At 59.2% G+C, this 1,978-nt stretch carries 2 protein-coding genes; one reads left to right on the forward strand and one right to left on the reverse strand.

Annotated elements, in window-relative coordinates; translation table 11 throughout:
* Positions 1 to 161: 161 nt before the first annotated feature.
* Positions 162 to 1,055: a LysR family transcriptional regulator gene (locus IQ26_RS38910; protein WP_145723582.1), complete on the reverse strand. Its 894-nt coding sequence runs from the start codon at positions 1,053 to 1,055 to the stop codon at positions 162 to 164.
* A 125-nt stretch (positions 1,056 to 1,180) separates the two neighbouring features.
* Between IQ26_RS38910 and IQ26_RS38915 the strand changes: the two genes are divergently transcribed.
* Positions 1,181 to 1,978: DMT family transporter (locus tag IQ26_RS38915; RefSeq protein ID WP_145723583.1), on the forward strand; the 798-nt coding region annotated here is incomplete at its 3' end.

Raw genomic sequence — 1,978 nt, forward strand, 5'->3', positions numbered from 1 at the left:
TATAAACGTCCGAAACCGAGAAATCCGCTGAAACGGTAAAAGCCCCCAGGATCCGATCCTACCCCTGATCACCGGACGGGTTTCCACACGGTCTGTAGGAATTTTGCGACAGATAGTCCGCTTTGCGGAACAAAGCGGCCGTCAGACTCGGGAAGTTCCGGCTATCGCCCAACGACAAACGCTGAAAAGTCGAAGGTATTCACATAATCGCGGAATGCGGCCTGCGCCTTGGACTGGTTCTTCAGGTTGGGGAAGATCAGCATCATTTCATAGGGTGGAATTTCCCAGCCCGGTAGCAGATCCACGAGGCGGCCGACCGCGACGGACGGCTGGCACACATAAGCGGGAAGGAGCGCGACCCCGCCGCCCGCGATGCAGGATTGCAGCAGAAACCCCATAGAATCCGAAGTCGCGGCCGCAGGCGGCCGCATGACGATCGGTGTGTCGTCTGACGAGAACACCCATTCGGGCTGCGCATCATGCACCAGGCAGCGGTGATTTAGAAGATCGGTCGGTTCCCGAAGAGGACTGCCAGCTGCCAGATAGGCCGGGGCGGAGACGAGAATCCGTTTGATCGAGGAGACACGCCGCACGATCAGGTCCTGACCTGTGGTCGTGCCAACGCGAAAAGCGAAATCAACCCGCTCGCGGATGATGTCGAGATGCCGGTTCGTGGCGATCAGCTCCACCGTGATCCGGGGAAACTGCGTGGTAAATCCGTGTAGGAAGGTCGGCATGAAATAGCTGGCTGTTACCTCTGGGCAGGTGATCTTCAGCGTCCCGACAGGCTGTTCCTTCAGATTGGTCATCGCCATGTTCGCGGCCGAGACCTCTGCGCGAACACGGCGACAGTATTCGAGATAGATTTGGCCGCTGCCCGTGAGGCTTACGTGCCGGGTTGAACGGTTGAGGAGCCGCAGTCCCAGACGTGCCTCAAGCTGGGCGATGCGCTGGCTGACCGTGGATTTGGGCATCCCGATCCGCCCCCCGGCACGGGTAAAGCTGCCCGTTTCGGCGACTTCGGCCAAAAGGATCATGTCGTTTACGCTGTCCAAAGCCCCGCATCCTCTTTCGTGTCGTTGCTCATTGTACAATACCACGGACAATCTTTCCGTATAATTAGAATTGTTGGAACGTTCTCGGCTCGGTAACCTCGGCGCCCGAAGAAGGGGACGCGAAAATGTCGATCAGTCAGACGGCTCCCAAGGCGGACAGGGTGGGCATCGCCGTTGCGGCGATGGTCTTCACTGACCTGACGCTTTCCATCGCCGATGCGATCATCAAGGTCACGATCTCGGACATGCCGCTGTCGCAGTTCATTTTCCTGCGGTCCTGCGTCACGCTGCCCTTGTTGATCGCGATCCTGAAATGGCGCTTTCCGCAGGTTTCGTTACGCCCGGCCTATCCTGGCTGGGCCATCGTGCGAAGCAGCCTGCTTCTGTCGAGCCTGCTGATCTACTACGCTTCGCTACCGCGCCTCGACTTCTCGATGGCGGCGGCGGTCTATTACACGATCCCGCTGTTCATTACGCTTTTTGCGGCCTTCGGGATAAAGGAGCCTGTCGGTGTGCAAGGTTGGGTCGGAGTCGCCCTCGGCTTCGTCGGTGTGCTGCTCATGCTGAAACCGCAGGCCGGCGATCTTAGCATCCATGCCGTGATGCCGCTGGTTTCCGCGATTCTCTACGCTCTGGCGATGGTACTCACGCGCACCAAGAGCCGCAGCGAAAACCCCTTCGTTCTGGCGCTGATCTTCAACCTGATTGCCATCTTTCTCGGGGGTGGCGCGAGCCTGGCGACCGTGATGGCAGGGAGCGAGGGCGGGCAAAGCCTGTTCATGGGCGAGTGGATTCCAATGGGCTGGACCCAATGGGCGCTGATCGGGCTTTTGAGCATGACGATGCTGATCGGCAGCGTCGGCACGGCCATCGCCTACCAGTTGGGACCATCCTCGATCATCTCGACCTGGGACTTTTCCTAT

It is taken from the genome of Mesorhizobium tianshanense (assembly GCF_007830515.1).
Classification (GTDB): Bacteria; Pseudomonadota; Alphaproteobacteria; order Rhizobiales; family Rhizobiaceae; genus Mesorhizobium; species Mesorhizobium tianshanense.